The organism is Melissococcus plutonius ATCC 35311 (assembly GCF_000270185.1).
Taxonomy (GTDB): Bacteria; Bacillota; Bacilli; order Lactobacillales; family Enterococcaceae; genus Melissococcus; species Melissococcus plutonius.
Window position 1 is genome coordinate 1,646,684 of sequence record NC_015516.1, and the last position, 17,677, is coordinate 1,664,360.

The 17,677-nt window shown below is 30.7% G+C and carries 13 protein-coding genes; 1 reads left to right on the forward strand and 12 read right to left on the reverse strand.

The window, feature by feature from the left end; genetic code table 11:
- The first annotated feature begins 511 nt into the window (after window positions 1-511).
- A complete protein-coding gene (locus tag MPTP_RS07205) occupies window positions 512-2,182 on the forward strand; it encodes an alpha-keto acid decarboxylase family protein (RefSeq protein ID WP_013774467.1) in 1,671 nt (556 codons plus the stop codon).
- Window positions 2,183-2,304: 122 nt separating this feature from the next.
- Here MPTP_RS07205 and MPTP_RS07210 read toward each other — a convergent pair whose 3' ends face one another.
- The 12 genes from MPTP_RS07210 to MPTP_RS07260 form a co-directional block, all read right to left on the reverse strand.
- Window positions 2,305-2,811, reverse strand: a complete 507-nt coding sequence (locus MPTP_RS07210; RefSeq protein WP_013774468.1) for a QueT transporter family protein — start codon at window positions 2,809-2,811, stop codon at window positions 2,305-2,307.
- A 370-nt stretch (window positions 2,812-3,181) separates the two neighbouring features.
- Complete coding sequence (gene recD2, locus MPTP_RS07215) at window positions 3,182-5,764, reverse strand: SF1B family DNA helicase RecD2 (protein ID WP_013774469.1); 2,583 nt, start codon at window positions 5,762-5,764, stop codon at window positions 3,182-3,184.
- Between the two features lie 28 nt (window positions 5,765-5,792).
- Window positions 5,793-6,425, reverse strand: a complete 633-nt coding sequence (locus MPTP_RS07220) for a histidine phosphatase family protein (RefSeq protein WP_013774470.1) — start codon at window positions 6,423-6,425, stop codon at window positions 5,793-5,795.
- A gap of 357 nt (window positions 6,426-6,782) precedes the next feature.
- Window positions 6,783-7,634 (reverse strand): hypothetical protein, encoded by an 852-nt coding sequence (locus tag MPTP_RS07225; RefSeq protein WP_013774471.1) that lies wholly within the window; start codon window positions 7,632-7,634, stop codon window positions 6,783-6,785.
- Between the two features lie 6 nt (window positions 7,635-7,640).
- Window positions 7,641-9,707, reverse strand: coding sequence for a cellulose biosynthesis cyclic di-GMP-binding regulatory protein BcsB (locus tag MPTP_RS07230; protein ID WP_013774472.1), 2,067 nt, complete (start codon window positions 9,705-9,707; stop codon window positions 7,641-7,643).
- Between the two features lie 15 nt (window positions 9,708-9,722).
- Window positions 9,723-10,985, reverse strand: a complete 1,263-nt coding sequence (locus MPTP_RS07235) for a glycosyltransferase family 2 protein (RefSeq protein WP_013774473.1) — start codon at window positions 10,983-10,985, stop codon at window positions 9,723-9,725.
- Window positions 10,982-12,583 (reverse strand): hypothetical protein, encoded by a 1,602-nt coding sequence (locus tag MPTP_RS07240; RefSeq protein WP_013774474.1) that lies wholly within the window; start codon window positions 12,581-12,583, stop codon window positions 10,982-10,984. The genes MPTP_RS07235 and MPTP_RS07240 overlap by 4 nt, the downstream gene beginning before the upstream one ends.
- Window positions 12,584-12,685: 102 nt before the next feature.
- Window positions 12,686-13,903 carry a glycan biosynthesis hexose transferase WsfD gene (wsfD, locus tag MPTP_RS07245; RefSeq protein ID WP_013774475.1) on the reverse strand — a complete coding sequence of 406 codons (1,218 nt, stop codon included), beginning with the start codon at window positions 13,901-13,903 and terminating at the stop codon, window positions 12,686-12,688.
- A 13-nt stretch (window positions 13,904-13,916) separates the two neighbouring features.
- Window positions 13,917-14,717: a hypothetical protein gene (locus tag MPTP_RS07250; protein ID WP_013774476.1), complete on the reverse strand. Its 801-nt coding sequence runs from the start codon at window positions 14,715-14,717 to the stop codon at window positions 13,917-13,919.
- Complete coding sequence (locus tag MPTP_RS10040) at window positions 14,680-15,084, reverse strand: hypothetical protein (RefSeq protein ID WP_013774477.1); 405 nt, start codon at window positions 15,082-15,084, stop codon at window positions 14,680-14,682. Before MPTP_RS10040 ends, MPTP_RS07250 begins: the two co-directional genes overlap by 38 nt.
- A gap of 251 nt (window positions 15,085-15,335) precedes the next feature.
- Window positions 15,336-16,265 (reverse strand): primosomal protein DnaI, encoded by a 930-nt coding sequence (gene dnaI / locus MPTP_RS07255; RefSeq protein WP_013774478.1) that lies wholly within the window; start codon window positions 16,263-16,265, stop codon window positions 15,336-15,338.
- The gene (locus MPTP_RS07260) at window positions 16,265-17,677 is read right to left on the reverse strand and encodes a replication initiation and membrane attachment family protein (protein ID WP_013774479.1); all 1,413 of its coding nucleotides are present in this window, start codon (window positions 17,675-17,677) and stop codon (window positions 16,265-16,267) included. Before MPTP_RS07260 ends, dnaI begins: the two co-directional genes overlap by 1 nt.

A 17,677-nucleotide genomic window follows, 5' to 3' on the forward strand; every position in this document is an offset into this window, starting at 1 on the left:
AAAGCGAGCGATTTATAAATATTTTTTCGTTAGATCTTTCATCATTTTGAATGCTATATCTTGATTGATGGGTATATTTTTTATGCCAATAAATTATTCAATATATATTATTTTATAATTTTATTAATACAATAAATAAATATATTTTAATAAAAATAAATTATTTAGAAAAAATTTATTTTAGAAAAATTATTGTATTGTATTTCAATTATAATTTTATTGTAATATAATAATTAAGAAAGGAAGTGAATAAGCTCTTCTAAATTTTCTATTTTATTTAATTATTTATATAAAAAGCTTGATATTTCTCTTATATTTTTATTACTATGCACTTATTAAAAATGATTATTCACTATTTTTAAAAATTAGTTTATTTTATTTAATTAACTAATTTATAATTATTATTTTAAATATTTATATTAATAAGAGATAGTTATCAAATTTTTTCTATTTAACTAATTCATCTAGAAAATATTTCTAATTATTTAGTTAAACAAATGGAGGTTAACACATGTATACAGTAGCAGATTATTTATTAGACATCGTTAAAGCATTAGGAGCAGATGAAGTTTTTGGAGTACCAGGTGATTATAATTTAAATTTTTTAGACCATATTACCTCACGAAAAGATCTACGTTGGTTGGGAAATGCCAATGAATTAAATGCCGCTTATATGGCAGATGGCTATGCAAGAAAAAAAGGTTTTGCCGCCTTTGTAACAACGTTTGGCGTAGGCGAATTAAGTGCCTTAAACGGTTTTGCTGGCAGTAAAGCAGAACACGTTCCAGTTCTTGAAATTGTGGGAACGCCTTTAACACCTGTTCAAAAAGCAAGTGCTCCTATTCATCATACGTTTGGAGATGGTAATTTTAAAAAATTTGAAGCCGCCCACCAGGCATTAGGATTTCATACAGCACACTTAACCCATGAAAATGCAGTCGAAGAAATCAACAAACTGATCAAAACAATGATTGAAACAAGACAACCTGCATATTTAACAATTCCGATGGATGTTGCAGAAATTCAAATCAATCAGGAAATAAAAAATGAAATTCCAGCCTTAATCAAAGAACCCATGGAGAAGACAAATTCAATGCTAATTGAATTGATTATGGAACAATTGAATAAAGCAAAATCCCCAATTATATTCATTGGACATGAATTAGCAAGATTCAAGCTAGAAAATTTTGTAGAAAAATTCATTGTCAATAACAACCTACCATTTACAAACAATGGATTCAGCAAGGGAGTTGTCAGTGAGTCTTTACCCCAATTTATTGGTACATATAACGGTGCATTCTCTAAACATATGACGAAGGAAATCATCGATCAAGCAGACCTTATTCTTTTACTTGGCGTTCAATTAACTGATTTAGTTACTGGTAATTTTACTCAAAGTTTTAATGATACAAAAACAATTGCTTTAAATGCAGATCATATGAGATTTTTCGGTAAAACAGAAAATGCTCAGCAACCCTACCATTTTGCTTCAACGATCCAGGCACTTTCAGAAGAAACAATTTCTACATCGATAAAAACTGGAACAGCATTTTCTAAAATGATTAATCAACCAAACGGCACTGATAATAAATTAACACAAGATTTTTATGATACTGCTGTTGCTGCTTTTATCCAACCAGAAGAAGTTTTATTTGCAGAACAAGGCACATCATTTCTTGGCCTAACGATGAATGAATTACCAAATAAAGCTAGGTATAACGCTCAACCATTATGGGGCTCTATTGGTTATACTTTTCCTGCTATGTTAGGTAGTCAAGTTGCTGATCCTACTAGTCGAAATATATTGTCTATTGGTGAAGGATCATTACAAATGACGATTCAGGAATTTGGCTTTGCTTTCAGGGAAAATCTACATCCAATTATACTTTTAATTGAAAATAGTGGCTATACCATTGAACGATTTATTCACGGCATGGATGAAAGTTATAATGATGTAGCACAATTGGACTATGGAAAGATTCCACAACTTTTTGGTGCTAAGAAGAGCGATTACTTACTTCGTTATGTAACCACTGAAAATGAATTATTAGAAGCTTTCTCACAGGCTAGAGAAAATACAGATAAATTGATTTTAATCCGTATAGAATTAGCTGAAAAGGATGCACCAAAACCACTCAGAGACATGGTAAAAGCAGCCGAAGCAGCAGCAAAAGTCAACTAACTATCATCAATTGATAAATAGATAAAAAAATTCTCCAGCATCTGATCAATACTCAATGCTTGGAGAGTTTTTTATTGTTTATTCATAGAATCTATAAAATGACATTGATAGAAAATTTTATTTCATAATCTATTTTCTAATTGTAATGATTTGTTAATTAAATACATAATTGGTGCAGAGATAATCATGATGATTGCCTCACTTAATGCCAGCGATCCATAAGTAAGCCAAAATGCTTTACCGCCAGAGGGTACGAGCATAAAAGCAATTAAAAACATACTAGCTGTAAAAGCCAAACAATTTATTCCTAAACGAATTTTCTCATTGGGTACTTTTTTTTGTAAAAAGGCGGTTATCCCTAAAGCAATCAATGTTTGACTCCCTCCATAAATGACATCCATGATACCAAAACCAAAAAATAAATTATAAATAATCACTCCAGATAGAACGCCCCACATCAATTTACGATTAAAAACAACTAAATGGTTTAAACTTTCTGAAATTCGAAATTGAATAGGTCCAGAAGCGATCGGTGCAACAAGAATTGTCAATGCTAGGTAAAGTGCCATAATGATGCCATTTGTTACGATAACACGTAATTGTTTTTCTGATTTAGTCATTGTTTTCATAAGTTTCCTCTTTCTCCAAGTTTTGTTATGCAGGATGGTTGATGAACTGCAGTCTGTAACGATTTTACTATTGTTTTCCATTCCCCATAATTCAATGAATAAGCAAAAAAAGCTATTTCAATATTGAATCATCTTGTTGTCCATTCATTTTTTGCTTAAGTTGAACAAAATATATTGTAATGAATGCTAGAGTGTTAACCATTCATCTAATTTACAACCTTAATATTATAAAATTTATTATATAAATAGTCAATATAAAAAAATTATATTGACTATATTCGATTACTGCTAGGATAAAATAGTTAAAAATAAAGGAAAATAGTAAAATTTTCTAATGCGCTAACTTAACTATTTCCTTTTTTGCAACAAGCTAATTTTTGACAAATTGATCAGGAGTTATTCCATCCATTCCTATCATTGGATCAATTGTATTTGCTTGAATTAATGCCATAGTTAGTAAATGAGGTTTTGATTCTTGAATTTTTGATTCTGATGGCTCAGAAAATAAGGAAATAGTTTCAACCTCAGATTTTGGTTGGGTCAATGTTTCTTTCGTCAGCAGTTTATTTGCAGATTTGTTAGCATTTTTTGTAAATTCTATATCATTTTTATTATCGGTAACTTGTTTTTCACCAAATGGTGAGGAATTCACTAAGCTTTCTTCAAACGCTTCTAATTTCAAGCGTTCAGAAACTGTCATGGTATCTGCTCTTTGAATACATTCTTTAAGACGAGTTAAACGAGTAGCTGCCTCATTCTCAACACACTGCTGGAAGGCTTCTGGTTCGCCTAATAAAATTAATAATTCCTTACTACGAGTAATAGCCGTATAAAGCAGATTGCGCTGTAGCATCCGATTGTATTGGTGAATCATCGGTAGGATAACCATTTTAAATTCACTACCTTGTGCTTTATGGATGGAGCAACAATACGATAATGTAATTTTGTTCCATTCATTTCGTTTATAACTTACTTCATTCGTGTCAAATTGAATAACCAATTCATCTACTTTATCATCAGATTCTTTTGCTGGTACAATGCCGACAATCTCACCCATATCCCCATTAAAAACATTTGTCTCTGGCATATTTACCAACTGAAGTACCTTATCACCAATACGATAGGTTGTTTCTCCAAACGTAACTTCTTTCTTTTTGCCATCTGCCGGATTAAAAATACCTTGCATCATTTTATTAAGTGCGTTAATGCCAGCTGCTCCCCGATACATTGGTGCAAGAACCTGAATATCTTGTGCTGTAAAACCTTTTGCTGTTGCTTTACTAATGATTTGCTTTATATAATGTTCGATATGAAATGCATCACTCCTAAAAAAGGAGCGATCCTTTTGATTAATCGTTAAGTTTTCTGGTAGTTTACCTTGTTTAATTTCATGAGCTAGTTCGATAATACTTGAATCAGTTTCTTGTCTATAAATTTTTGTTAATTCAATCTTAGGAATTTCATCTACTTGCAATAGATCATAAAAAACTTGTCCTGGTCCTACGGATGGAATCTGATCCTTATCACCAACAAGTATTACCTGCATATTAGTAGGAATATTTTTAAATAATGTATTGGCTAACCAAGTATCCACCATAGACATTTCATCAATGATTAACAAACCGCCCTCTAGTTCTTTCGCTGTTATTCCTGGATTTTTTTCTCGACCTGTTAATCCTAGTAAACGATGAATGGTGCTAGCAGGCAATCCTGTCATTTCGTTCATTCGTTTTGCAGCCCTGCCAGTCGGTGCAGCCAGCAAAATTGGAAATGTCTTTTGTGTATAGTCTTTTAAATCTAAAGAAATACCATTTAATTCTGCAAAAAGCGAAACAATTCCATTAATGACGGTTGTCTTTCCAGTACCTGGTCCACCAGTTAGGATAAATAAGGGAGATTTAATCGCTAGTTTTATCGCCTTTTGCTGTATTTTTCCGTAAGAGATATTTAATTGCTTTTCAAGTAATCTTAGAGAATCTTTTATTTTGGCTGCTTCATAGGTTGTTTCTTTTTTTTGAGCTAACAAACGCTGAATAGAAGTCCCAATGCCCCATTCAGCAAAATAAAGACTATTATTAAATAATTCGGTTGTTTCTTGCTGTATTTTTCCTTTTTGAACTAACTCAATGATTTGTGCTGCTACTTGATCATGTGAGATTTCTATTGGACGACTTTTCTCTAATAATTCGATGGTTTCTTCTAATAAAATTTCTGCTTTTACATAGGTATTTCCCGTTTGGATAGATTGCTGAAAAAGTACATGAAGGATCGCTGCCTGAATACGTGTTGTTGAATCTGCCGTCATTCCCAATTGATCCGCAATGGCATCTGCACGCTTGAACCCAATTCCTTCAATATCTTCTACTAACTGATAAGGATTTTTTTTAATAACTTCCAGCGTTTCTTCCTTATATACTTGATAAATAGTAAAGGAGAGCTGGTTTCCAAATCCATATTGATTCAATCCAACAATAATTTGTTCCATACCATGATTTAATTGAATTCCTTCAATAATTACTTGACGTTTTTTTTCATTAAGATTTGGAACTTGCTTTAAAGTCTCCGGATGAGCAATAATTTGATCAATGGTATCTTTGCCGATAACTTCAACAATTTTCTCTGCTGTTCGTCTACCAATTCCAGGAAACTTATCACTTGATAGGTAATTAATGACACCATTCATCGATGTTGGTTTTTCTTTTTGATAACTATCTACTTGAAATTGTCGTCCGTAACGTGGGTGATCAACAAAATGCCCATAAAAACGATAAAGTTCTTCTTCCTGAATTTGACCAAAACTACCTGTTACTACAATCTCCTTTTCAAGAAAATCTGTATTCGTCTCTGTCAGTTGAATCAATAATACTTTATAGAAATTGGTGGGATTCTCAAAAAAGATGGCTTTTACACTACCAACAATGTAGGCTTTTTCCCCATCAAAAAGCAAATCCATTGATGACTCTCCCTTCTATTTGTTAAAATCAGTCCGTTAAAAATGAATGGTCATTCCATTTTTTTAATTTGAAAGGTAAACGGGACTTTGGTAATCCGGTTTCTAAAATAGACAAACTGTTATTTTTTAAACCACCCATTTCTCTTAACTCACTGAGTGATTTTCCACACATTGATTGAATAGCTGCAGTTAACGATGCCCCATGACCAACAAATAGGAAAGGGCCTTCACCTGATTCAACAGCTTCCAAGGCAACGCTAGTTACCCGTTCAATCGCTTCTTCAATTGGTTCACCAGCAAAATGAGCTGGATCATACTTATCCAATTGGTAACGCATATGATCCATTTCTATTTTATGTAATTGTCTCATTTCAAAAATTAGCTGTCCTTCCAATTCACCAAGCCCAAGTTCCTTCAATAGATCTGTATAAATAATTTCAACTGGATTGAGGAGTTGTTTATTAATTTCTTCAGCAGTAATTCTAGCTCTTAAAGAAGTGCTTGAATAAATTTTCTCAAAAGGTATATTTCTTAAATAAGAACCCAATGCGTGAATTTCTTCATAACTAGTGGGCAATAAAGGGGAATCGCCATGCATTCCTTGAAGGCGCATTTCTTCATTCCATTCTGTTTTCCCATGTCGTGTAAAATATAATTTCATCTTTAGCTCCTTTAGTTAATCTAACGATCGATCTTTTCATTTTAACAGTTTACCATTTTAAAATAAAAATAGCTATCTACATAGATTTTGACCACAATATTTTTACCATTGTTCAATTTCATAGGAATAATGGATATATTAATCGTTTCAAATTTTTTTATCAATCAGGAATCAAAACAAAAAAAGACTAAAACAAGCATTCTCAGAGTAGGAATGTTTTATATTTAGTCTTTTATTTAAAAAAATAGATCAGAATTGCTTCTTTAATAATTGAAAACTAATTTTAATCACTATTTTTTCAGTTATCAGCTTTTCATTTAAATTTGTTCCATCACTGGATAATTCACCTGTTTTATCTTATACATCGTACTGAAGAGCATTGATACCTAGGTTTAGGAAATCTCCAGCGTCTTTTACTTCTTCTGAATCATATTTATAATAACTAATAACCAATCCAATATTTAGGTGTGCTAATGCTTCTGAATAAAGCAATTGTTCTTCAAAATTCTCTTTGACCAGTTCTTTAAATACTTTTATTTGATTTTCATTTGCAAAAGTTAATGAAGCCCAAGTTGGATTGGTGTGATCAATCATGTAGACAATATAGGCTTCTGCCTTACTTGCTTCAATTGCATTCGTAATTAAATGTAATAATAATTTCAATTGTTCATTATTTATTAAACGTTTTACACTATCCCAATAACTAATTTGAATAATAACAATGTACAAAGGATGCTTAATTTTAATTGCTACATTTGATAAAAATGCAAAATCATCAGTATAAATACGAATGGTTCTTAAATTTGTCTCATTATCTAGAACACTAAAACGATCTCTATTGATTTGGAGTTCATTTATGAGATTTTCAGCTTTTTTAATTTGATACGTAACCAAATAAATACATAAACAATAAAGTAATGGCATTATTTGCCAAAATAATGAACCATAGTAAAAAACATCATTATAAATATAATTATAGACGACATAACCAATTTGACCAAAAATGAAAATGACACAAAAAGTTAGTCCAGGTACCAATCCAGCAAAATACGTAATTAGAATGAGTAATGTGGTTACTAATAAACAAATTAGATTAAAGAAGAAAGGATTCACATGCGTACCCATAAAAATGGAAACTACTATCAATAATAACACTTCAAATAATAAAGATAAATCTGTTAATAAATGTAATTTATGGTTAGTGTTCATTGTTATTTATCCTTCCCTTCTATTTCTTCTAATAACAAAGAAGAAGCTAGTTCCAATAATCAGTAAGACTAATAAAGAAATTAAACCATAAATTAATAGTTGCTGGCCATCTGTAATTAATTGTACAATTCCCTTATTTCTTTTTGGTTGAGCTATTTTCTTAAATCGATAATCATACCTACGATAATTTTTATCTATTACAATTGCATAACCCTTATAGATGGACAAATTTTTCTCTGCGTTTAATTGGGTAGAAACCAATCTAACTGCTTCAGAATCAGCCCCAGTTAGAACCAATGCAACTGCCTGAGTGTTATAGGAAGAAGATAGTAGTTGAGCTGTTCCGATTTCTTTCCCGTAATCTTGCTCAATGCTTAATTTTTCATTTGAAGAAAAGGTTGAAAAATCCTTCGTATATTTAAAATATAGATCTTTATTTAATGTCTGAATCATTTGATTGTCTTTAGGTGTTCCTATGACAATTAAATTATGATCATTTAAAATTTGCTGTTGAGGTTGTTTTTTATAAAAGTTAATTTCTCCTACGTTGCTCTGTGCATACTTTCCAATTAAGGTAAATAAATTAGATAAAACATTAAAATAATTTTTATCTAATTTTTTTGGTAAAATAACGGCTAAATCTGCAAATGTTTGATTTTGAATCAAAACATTTGGATAATTTGTAAACAAGCGATCTTTTAATTCTTCTGCTTGAATAAATGCTTTGGATGTATTTTCAATATAAGCCCATGGAGTTTTAGCATTATTTAATCCAGCTGTATCTTTTAAATTTAAATCAAAAGCTACTTTAATTAAAAAACTATCATTTACTTCCAAATCATTTGGAAATTGAACGGTTAATTTATCTTTATTTGCTTTTTGATTGGTTAATTTTTTACTTCCAATTGGTCGATCATTCACATAGACTGTTACTAAAGAATTGTTAAAATCCAAGTTATCTGCATATTTCATGTTTATTGTAACAGAACTACCATTAACATTATTATGATTAATCGGTAGGTGAACAAAATAAGCTTGTTCTTGATGATTTGGACCTGACAAGTAAGTACCAGTAGAGGTTAATGGATAATTTCCATCAAATTCAAGACTAGAAGTATACGTATCTGTTTGACTTGTGACTCTCTTTTCCATTTTTTCTGTCTCTGTCATTAATTCTGAGTTGGCTATATATCGGCCGGCTTCAATCAATCGATCTTCATCTTTAGACGTAACCACCAATACATGTTGATTGTTATCATTAAAAAGCCTTAATACAGCTTCATTTTCTAATCCTTTTTCACTTATTTCACGTTTATATTTATTTGGTAGTCTGTTGTACATTCCTATATAGATTTGATAAGGTTGTTGATGTGAGTGATGCCAAGAATCTATAGACAAAAATGATTCACTCGTTGTCATTGTTCGTGAAATACCTGCTAAAGAATAGGTAGCTGCTGAAAGTTCAGCTGCTGTAGCCTGATCAGGAACTAAAATAATGCTTTGGTTATTAGCAATTGTATCAGCGCCTTTGAAATGATTGTAGAAAGAATGAATGGTATTTTCTGGTAAATTTAAATCATATTGAAAATTGACATTCATCCCATTATCTTCAATCGTTAGCCAGTTTGCTGGTGTTTGAAGCAAGGTGGCTGTATCATTTTCTGGTTGATTAACAATTTGTCCTTCTAAGGTCAAAGTATTGTTATCCTTAATCAATGCCAGTGGAATATCAATAGATTGTTGTTGCATTCCTTTTTTATTCTCTGGATGCCAAGAAAAAAATTTTACACCGTTAACAGCTACTGTCAAATTGGACGTTTGATTATTAGCCAGTTGTGTAATTGCATAACTTAAGTTAAACGTTGCTTTTTTTACCTTCCAATAGTCAATACGTGTAAAATAGGTTGTTGCCTTTACTGCAGTCCCTGTCAAAGAAGTTGCTGTATTTTGAAAAGGTTGGGTAAAAGTGTGATTTGATTGTTCAGCTGTTTCAGCAAATACTTGTATACTTCCGTTAAAAATAGTTACTATAAAAATGAATAAAAAACTGATAAATATATGTTGCTTTTTCATTCATTCCCCTCCTTTTTATTTAAAACGTTCTGTTTTATACCATTTATTTGGTGTTTTTTTATGAAAGATCGCCTCACGAATATACATAACCATACCATAGGCAGCAGTTACTAGCCACATTTGACTATAACTAATATACATTAAAGCAATGATTAACAAATTATGTAGATTTAATTCTCCTTTTTCTGTTGTGATACTAACATACGTACTAAAAATAAACAAAATTACCGCTAATAACCATAGGGAATTACTAAATCCTTCAAGGGTTGTATGTAGGTAACCAGAGACGGATAAAATCAACATAATATCGGATAACACTAAAGATGTCATTAAAAGAAAGTAAACCGATAAAAAATAAAAAATATCAAACCAGATTCGGCGAGCTTGCGGATTAAATAATAATTTAGCATTTTTAACAATCACATAAATATTTCCTTTTACCCAACGTGTCCGTTGTTTAAACCAAACCGGCAATGTCTGTGGTTCTTGTTCCCAGGTAACTGCCTTTGGTTGAAATTTAATTTTATAGCCCATCATATAAATTCGAAAACTAATTTCTGTATCTTCTGCTAAAGCCTTCTCATCCCAACCACCAATTTCTTCAAGAATGGTTCGTCTAACAATAAAATTTGTTCCAGGTATAGTACATAACTTAAATAGCTGAAAACGTCCTGCCTGTGCCATCCATTGAAAAGATAAAGTCTCAATATTAACAAAACGAGTTAGCAAGTTTACATTCCTATTTCTTGTTCTAAATTTTCCAATAGCTGCCCCGTATTCTTGGTCATTAACCAATTCTCCTACCAAATAACGAAGTGCATTCGGTTCAGGAGTATTGTCAGCATCATAAATCGCAATAAATTCTCCCCTTGCTTCTTTAAATCCGATATTTAGTGCATTAGATTTCTCCTTACCACCTGTTACATTATCTGTATTGATTACCTTTAATAATTGTTCAGAAGTTGTTGCTTGAATCTCTGCTAATAATTCCTTGCTATTATCTGTAGAATTATCGTTGATTACAATAATTTCATAATGATCTTTTGGATAGTTAAAGTTCAGTAAAGCCTCTACCGTTCGTACAATAACAATTCCTTCATTATGTGCAGGTACCATAATAGATACAAAAGGTGCTTTTTCGTCTTCTAATTCAGGAGGAAGTAATTTATCCGTCTTTAAAAAATAGATGTAACCAGCAATGACCAATAAAATATTAATAATTAGTAAAGACCAAATAATAATTATCGTTATTAACATTACTATATCCATAAATGTCATTTCTTAATTTCCCTCCTTTCTCTAATAAATTTTGAACGATAATTTCGTCGACCAATTAAAAAAAGAATCGATAAAACCAACAAAGTAATAATGATAGTAGCAATTAATACAAAATTAGTTATTGAGAAAAAACGAACAAAATGGCCATTTGTATTCATTTTTTTTACTTTTATTTCTTCTATATCATCCAATTGATTGACCAATTTATCATTTAAATATAAGCGATTATTTTTAAATTCAATATGCTGGGTTAATGTTTGCAATTCAAGCCGATTATTACTCAAGCGTGTAAAAATAATGGGAGCTACCTTGATTTGATGAATAACCTGATTGATTTGTTTCTTTGTATCTGGAAATGGAAAACTTAAAACGGTTGACATAGGGAACTTATAATCAGATTGTTTCCCATTCTTTTTCCACTCTATTCCTGCTAGATCACTATATGGTAAACTAAAAAAAGCTGTTTGAAACGTTAATGAATGATTGCTTTTTTTCTGATAAATGATTTCATCTGTTGAACTGCCTGTTAGAATGATGGTATTTGCTATAGATAAAGCACTATTTTGATAGTATTCATCTTGATTCCAATAACCTGGTATAGTTAAACCGACTGGATAAATATTTCTTTCAATTAACAAACTTATTTGTTGCTCGATTTCTTGTGTTAATAATTGATTGTCTACTGATTTGACGTCATTTACTACTGGTGTTGCAAGAAATACATTTCCAGCACTTTCAAATGCAGCTAATACATTTGTAAATACCTTATAAGGATGTAAGGTATTATTTAGATTAACATTGGTACTTGATAAAATATAAGGAAAAGAAAGTTTTGTTAATTGTTTTCTGAATTGTTGTGCCAATTGCATATCTTTCATAGGATTGAAGCCTTCAATAGATAAAATTGGAAATTTAGGTGTAGATTTACCTAGCCAGTTTCCAATAAGTTCTGCACTCTGTAAAAAGATCGCACCTTTATGACTAAACATAGGAAGGAATCCTTGCTGATTCTCAATTAGGCCAAAATCATACTCCTTAGTTGTTAATTCCTGTGTGACTAATTTTCCAAACTGTTGACCTTCTCCTCCCTCGGCGACTAGAGATTGATCCTGAAAATCTAATAATTGTTGATAGTAGTGTTGATTATCTTTTAACATAAACTGCCTATGACTTAGTGCATGGAAGTTTGCTGTAAATGTTTGTTTTTCTTCTTTGGTCATATTTAAACCAATATGCAATTTTTTCTTAGAAAATACCTTTCTATCTGCTAAAAAATCAGCATTTTTTAGCGGTTTATCTGGCCAATTGATCATGGTAATTAAACCAGAATATCCGCCATTCAACAATTCTTTAGCTCTGTATTCATCAACCAACATAGATTGAACTTCTACACCGAAACTTGTTAGTAATCGTTGAAGGGCGTCTATGTCTTTTTCTTTGCCATTAGCCACGTTTAAACTATCGTACACCAATAATATCTTCTCTGGATTTCCTTCATGTATTTCTACTGCCTGACAAGGAGTACAGAAAAACCAATGAAAGAAAAGATAGTTGAGACTTAAAAAAATAAATAATTTGATAAAATTAATTTTTTTCATAAGAAACAATTTCCTCCTCATTGGCCTGATCATCTGACCAAACGCGTTGCCCAAGAATATCGGATAACAAAAGTATTGTAAGACAATCTATATAAAAAGAAGCTAAAAATAAGTGGAGAACAAGATTTGAATCACCACTAATATCCGATTATATAATGTAAAAAAATTTACTTGTTGCTTTGGTTTATAATGATTCGTTTTTTCATAATTACCTAGTTCTTTTGGTTTAACAAAATAAATATCTTGCATATCTAAGTTTAGCATTGCTTGAAATTCATTAGGATGATGAAGATAATTATTTAAAATCCAAAACAATCCTGTTTTATTTAATAAATTCTTTTTCACCTGTGACGATTTAGGTGAAACTGGACTATAATTTTCATGATAGGAAGTTCCCTTTTCTAATCCATATTGAGGATTAATTTTCCCTTCACTAAGTCGTTTATCAGGCTTATCCGTTTCCAACATAACCCCTCTACTCAAACTATGATAAAGATCTTGTTCTTGAAATGGATTAGGTATAAAAATAGTAGCTAATAAGGTAGTTCCCAACATCCACAGCAATAAAAATGATAAAAAAAAGCGAGATGCACGTGTATTCATATATTTAAACAGACCAATTCCAACAATTACCAATCCAATAACCAGTATATATTCTTGATGACTCGTTCCAATAAGCATTATAGAACTTATCAATAATAGAACCAGCATTCCTACTTTCTCTTTTCTTTTTTTGGTCCCTCGATAAAAATAAATACAAGAAGCAAAGATATATAAAGAAGCTAAATAACTAACAGCTTCCTTGTAGAAAGAATTAAAAAAAATGGTATAAGATGCATCTCCCAAAATAAAAATGACCAATAAAGCCATCAAATAACTTTTTTGAATGGATACACCTGCCGTTAATCCTTTGATTAATAAATAAATAGCTGGTAAAAAAAAGATTAAGTAAACCATACCTAAAAAACGAATATCGAAAACAGTTTTACTAAAAAATAGTTTATTTAACCAAATTGCCAAGGTAATAAACAATTGTTGTACAGAAACAAATTTTGTCGATGTTTGATTAAAATATTGCATAATTCCATAAGTTTTTTGAAAATAATCAGCATATGGATAGGTATTTGGATTATTAATAAATAAACTATTACTATTTAAAACATAAAAATATTGACCATTGTCAGCTAATCCATTAATTGGCGAGATAAATAATAAAATACAAGTTAGTATACCGATAAAAAGAACGGCAAAAATTGGCGGCGTAATATAAGTAGAAAATAGTTCAAAAAGTTTTTTGATTTTTTGAATAAAAATGGTCAACTTTTCTCCTCCCTTAAACATCATAGGCCAATAAAGCCATTAAATTATCATAAGAATAAACTTTATTTGTTCGTTGATCGCCAAATCCACCATATAGATGACTGTCTTTATCACTTACTTGAAAATTATTCAATACGAGAATCGCCTGATCATACAATTCTTTATCACCAACAGTTGATCCAATAAGTGCTGCTAGTGCATAACTGGCAGCAGACTGACTTTTATCTACAGGAATACCATCTTCATCATAGGAATTAAATAACGTTCCTTTATGCACTTGTTGTTTAACAAAGTCAATGCTTGTTTGTTTTTGCAAACCTACTTCACTTAAATGGAAAATAGTTAAAAGTGATTCAATAATATTAATATTTGTCTGACTATACTGCTTAGCCTTATGATCATAGTTTGCTTTATAAAAAGGAAATGTATCAGAGATATACCCATCTTTTACTAACTCATATTGCTGTTGTAAATAGGTTGCTGGGATATTTAATTTTTGATAAAGAAGTCCGAGTGTTAATAAATCGACATAAAAAAGGGAAGTGACGGATGACTTTTGCTTCATACTCGTATCATAAAAATCAACAATGATATAATCATTGGTAGAATTTTTTATAAATGTTTTACCTAGTTTACTCGCTGTTTTCCCATAATTATCATCATTAAAAGCTACTTGTGCCTGGATCAGTGAACGAATAATTCGTAAGTCATCGATCGAGGCATTAATGGCATATTTTTTCCCTTTTTCACTTACACGATAACTAAATTGGCCTTTATCATAGAATGTATGAATTGTTTTTTTTATAGAAGTCATCATAAGCTTGCTGATTTTTCGAAAAAGCCAAATGGGTTAAATACAAACTAGCAGACTCACTTAACAATTCATGTCCGGTTGCAAACTCTTTTTGTTTAGGTCCATCTAAATAATTCGTTGTAATTCCTTTTTCTGTCAATAAACGTTTGTGAATAAAAGACAATAATTGTTCTCTACGTTCCTTGATGATTGGCGTTTGAAAATTATTTTTTGGTGAATAGGTATGAATATTAGTTGTCATTATTTTTTGTATTTTTTGATCGACCTTAATTGTTTCCTTTTTTTCACCTAGATTTTTTAAAAAAATTATACCAACACCTAAGAGTAATAAACAGCCAAATATTATTCCTATTTTTTTTAATTTCATAATTTTTACCTCAAATAATTTAATTATCTACTTAATTTTAAGTTTACACACTCTTAAGAATTTTACAAGAATTTCATAAAAATACACTAAAAAAATTAAAGATAATGATTTAGTTATTTTATTTAATTTTCAGTACAAAGAATATAACATATATGAAGTTACCTTATTTTAATCGTTGTTCACCTAGTTAAATCCAAAGAAAAAGAAATACATTAATATAACATATCTCTTTTAAAAATTATATTTTATTATTAATGATACCTACGATCTTCACCACTCATAGTAACTTCTTTAGATAAATATTTAATGCGTTCCATGATTCGTTTGGCCTTCAGCGGTTCCTGTTCACCTTTTTGTGTGACTGTTAAATGATTTTCTAATTCTTTAAAATTCAAATTAGAGGAAAAACAGGTTGCTAATTGTTCTTGCATACGATATTGCAAGATAACTCCTAATATATCGTCACGTATCCAACTTGTCATTGCTTCTGCACCAATATCATCAATCATTAAAATGGAAGATTTTTTCACTCTTGTTAGTTTTTCTCCCACCAAGTCTTTTCCAATCGCTTGTTTCATTTCGACTGCAAAAGTTGGAAAGTGAACAATCGTTGTTGTAAAATTCTTCTCAGCTAAAGCATTGGCAATTGCTCCAAGCAAATAAGATTTACCTACACCAAAAACGCCTTGTAGATATACTCCTTTATGAAAAGCTTTTGGCATTTTTTCATAACTATCTAAGAACTGCATCGATAAAGCTAAAGCTTCCATTCTGCCTTCAGAGCTGGTATCAAAGTTATTTAACGTTGCCGTTTGGATTTCCTTTGAAATGTCGAATGCTTTTATATGTCGACGAATTTCCTCTGCTCTTTGCTTGGCTAACAGTTCTTGGGTGGGTACATAAACAACATCAATATAACGAGGTGTCAATGCCAATTTTGGTTCATATCCCGGTGCCAGCATGGTTGGATCATTTAATCGAAATTTTTTTCTTTCTTGGACAAATTCATATAACTTAGCATAACTTCTTTTTAATTGTTCTTCGGTTATTTGTTCTCTATGTTTTTGAATAAACGTTTGAACATCAGGATCATTCAAAGCAGTTTCCATTAATTTTTTATATCGTTGGCTAAAATTATGTTCCTGAATAAGTTGTTTCATTTCTTGTCCAACGTTTTCCATTAAGATTCACCTCCTCGATTAAGAAATTCTTGAATCTGCCTATCCAATGCTGCTTTTTTCTCTTTTGAAAGTTTCTTTTCTTTTATTGGATTCTCTACCCAATCTGGTAAAATTTCTTTCCGTATGTGTTGTTGTTTCCCTTTATAGAAAGGTTTTTTAGTGTTCATTTTTGTCTGTTTTTCTTTTTGCCGATGTTTCACATAAATAATTGCCTCTTCTGGTGAACAAATTTTTTCTTTTGCCCAATCATTTGCAATTTTACTTGCATGTTCTGATTCAAACGTTGTTTTTTTCTCAATCACAATGACAAAATGAATTAAAATATTGATGACACTGTTTGGCAATTTCGAATGTTCGACTAAAAAACGTACATTATATTTTTCAATATTCGTTGGAAAAAGATTACATGCTTCCTTGACCATCGTTAAATAAATCTCCGGTGCAAATTTTTCACTCTCCATAACTACCGCAATATCTGAATCTGAAAAATTTTCCATCTGTTTTAGCGAATTATAACGATAGCTACTTTTTTCTTCTTCAGATAATTTCATGTCTTTATAGAATGGATCTATCTTACGTTGTTTTTGTTGTGGGTAAAAAGCTTGATTAATTTGTTTCTTTAATTCTTGACTATTAATTTGGTTGGTATAATAGTCGAATGATTTAGCTGCTAAATTTGCCATTTCAAATTCATCAATCCCTAAACTTTGATGGTATAATAGTACCATTTTTTTAAAGTCAGCTTCATCTTCTGGTAGTTGGATACCAAAGTTTGTTAACTGTGTTAAAAAAAAGTTCCAATCAAATGTCTCTGAATCAACTGTCAACTCTCTTTTTGGACGACTTTTTTTTAATTGATGATGAATGGTTTGGATAAATTCTTGTTGGGAAAGTACTTGTTCCTCATTAAATAAATAAATTTCTTTGAAATCTGCTGAAATATTCTCATATCCAGCTAGATTAATTTCCTTTGGTTGAAATTGTTCAAATAATTTATTAAATTTTCGTTGACCGACTACGTTTAGTAAAGTAATGGATAAAATTTCATCTTTGAAAAAACGGATAGCTGTTTCTGGATGATTCAATTGATAAATATAGTTAAATCCAAGCTCAATATCTTCCTTAACAAAGGTATCTAAAAGACCAATTCCCTCTAATTTTTTGCGTGCCTGCATGATTTGCTTTATCCCCATATCTGTTGTTGTAATAATATCTACATGAAACAGGGAGTCACTTTGTCCGGTCGTTGAATTAATTTCTGAAAGTAAAGTCAAATAAAGGCATAAAGCATTAGCACCAATAATGGGTTGGTATAAAAACGTTAATATTTCCTTGTCTTGATCAGTTAAAGGAGTATTAATGATTGTTTGAAATATGGTTTTTGGCTGAATTTCATGATGTTCATTATTCAA